This window comes from Eggerthella sp. (assembly GCF_048329335.1).
Classification (GTDB): domain Bacteria; phylum Actinomycetota; class Coriobacteriia; order Coriobacteriales; family Eggerthellaceae; genus Eggerthella; species Eggerthella lenta.
This window is the reverse complement of sequence record NZ_DBFEGU010000165.1, coordinates 1-2400: the sequence shown is the minus strand read 5'-3', so window position 1 is coordinate 2400 and position 2400 is coordinate 1. Positions and strand designations below refer to the sequence as shown.

At 68.3% G+C, this 2400-nt stretch carries 3 protein-coding genes; 1 reads left to right on the top strand and 2 read right to left on the bottom strand.

Features of this window, described 5'->3' with window-relative positions:
* On the top strand, positions 1–465 hold a 465-nt coding region (locus tag ACMO6A_RS05390; RefSeq protein ID WP_418470873.1), incomplete at its 5' end, for an L-serine ammonia-lyase, iron-sulfur-dependent, subunit beta.
* Positions 466–542: 77 nt separating this feature from the next.
* Here ACMO6A_RS05390 and ACMO6A_RS05385 read toward each other — a convergent pair.
* Entirely contained in the window at positions 543–1397 is an 855-nt protein-coding gene (locus ACMO6A_RS05385; protein WP_015760302.1) for a DegV family protein, read from the bottom strand.
* 182 nt (positions 1398–1579) lie between these two features.
* On the bottom strand, positions 1580–2400 hold an 821-nt coding region (locus ACMO6A_RS05380; protein WP_418470872.1), incomplete at its 5' end, for a 3'-5' exonuclease.

The window sequence follows — 2400 nt, the reverse complement described above, 5'->3', positions numbered from 1 at the left end:
CTGTCGGATGGCGATCTTGCGCGCGGCCTGGCGGCGGCCGCCGCCATCGGGTACCTCATCACGCGCAACGCCACGGTATCGGGCGCGGAAGGCGGCTGCCAGGCCGAGATCGGCTCGGCCGCCGCGATGGCCGCGGCGGCGTCGGTTGAGCTCATGGGCGGCGCGCCCGCCCAATGCCTCGACGCGGCCAGCAACGCGCTGACCAACATGATGGGCCTCGTATGCGACCCCATCGCGGGTCTTGTCGAGGAACCTTGCCAGAAGCGCAACGCTGCCGGCGCCGCCGTCGCGCTGGTCAGCGCGCAGATCGCACTCGCAGGCATCGGCAACCTGGTCGACTTCGACCAGACGGTGGAGGCTATGCGAAAAGTGGGTCGAACCTTGCCGTTCGAACTGCGCGAAAGCGCTCTCGGGGGCATAGCCGCCGCGCCGACGGCCTGCGCCTACTGCCCGGGGTGCAACTAGCGCGCCGGCCCAGACTCGGCGGGCGAACAACCGGAACGGGCATCTGCACCGAGGGGCCCGCATCCCGGGCCCCTCGGTTAATCCAAATCGAGATCGGGATAAGCTCCCAGGTCGACAGCTTGTATGGCAAGGCAGCCGGGGCCGCCCTGCGTGATGAACGCGGGGCCCAGGTCGAAGACGCCGTGGCGGCATCCCGGAAAGCGCTCGGACAGCATACCGGACGCCTCGTCGGCCTGCACGCGGTTGTCTGCATGGCTCACGCCCAGGAAGAAGCCATCGCCCACGCCCCGAGCCTCCAGGTCGTCGGCGATGGCGTTAACGGCTTTCGCGAACGAGCGCGCCACCTTCATCTTCTCGAGGCGCGTACCGTCGTCGGTCTGCTTCATGACGGGAAACGCCTTCACGAGATGAGCGAACGTCGCCGCGAGCGGCGTGAGGCGCCCGCCGCGGCGCAGGTAGTCGAAATCTTCGGGAATGAGGTAGGAGTGAGCGGTAGCGATCTGGGCATGCAGCGTCTCGAGGACGGCCCTTGCGTCCGCCCCCTGTTCGGCCAGCCGCACCGCCGTGCAGGCCAACACCCGATGGGGCACGCACAGCGTGCGCGTGTTCACCACATGCACGCGATCGGGACGGCGCGCCTGCTTGACGAGGCCGCACGCCACCTCGTAGGCGCCCGACAGCCCGTCGGCCATGGCGAGGTGAATCACCTCTTCGTCGGTGTCGTAAGCCTTCAGGGTGAGCGCCGGAGGAGGCGATGCGCTCTGCGGCAGCGCGCCCGCGCGTACCTTCGCCAAGAACTCCTCGGCCGACACGTCCTCGTATTCGAGCCAGCTTTGGCCGTCGATGGTCACGACGAGCGGAAGCACGGCCATGCCGCGCCGCGCGCCCTCCTCCACCGAGAACATAACGGAAGAGTCGGTAACGATCTTCATGGTGAACCTCTTTCTCTCGCCAGCCGGACGAAGAGCGCGGGGTTGCAGATCGGTGGCGACCGCACGTCATCGACGCGTCTATCATGCGGTATAGCGCACCGCGTTGCAAGAGCCTGGGCGAAAGAAGAAGCCGAAACGCCTAAAAACGACGAGGCCGCACCGTTTCCGATGCGGGCCTCGCGCTAGCCGATCTTGACGATGGGCGCGTAATCTTTGAGAAGCTTCTTCGTTTGACCGGTTTTGGAGAACTTCACGAACAGCGTGTCGCCGTCCACCTTCGTCACCTTGCCGCGGCCGAACGTCTTGTGGTCCACGGTGTCGCCGGCGGCGAACGTCATCTTCGCGGCCGCCTTCTTCTCGGCGCCGGGGCGCACGTAGGAGCCGCTCACGCACGCGGCGCGGTCGTCGGTGCGGTTCGTCGGGCCCGACGCGCTCGAGCGCCCGAACACGCGGCCGCCGCCCGCCTCGGTGCCGCTGCCGGCGATGCCCTTGCGGCTGCCGCGCTTCTCCCAGCCGGTGCCGCTGAAGCCGGCCGAGCCGAGGCCGGTGGTCTGGCGCAGCTCGGAGGGGATCTCCTGGACGAACCGGGAGATGGGGTTCGACGACGTCTGGCCGAAGATCTGGCGGGCGTAGGCGCAGGTGAGGAACAGCTTCTTGCGGGCGCGCGTGATGGCCACGTACGCCAGCCTGCGCTCCTCCTCGATGCCGGCCGCATCGCCCACGCTGTTCATGTGGGGGAACAGCGTCTCCTCCATGCCGGCCACGAACACGCAGTCGAACTCGAGGCCTTTCGACGAGTGCACGGTCATCATGGTGACGGCGTGGCCGTCCTCGGCCACCGTGTCGAGGTCGGTGCGCAGGCGCACCCACTCGATGAAATCGGCCAGCGAGTCGCCGCGCAGGACGCGCACGGGGCTTTCCTCGGCCGGAGCCGCAAGCTCGTTCGCGCCCGCGAAGGCGTAGAACGAACCCGCGAGGGCGTCGGCGGACGAGGGGACGGGGG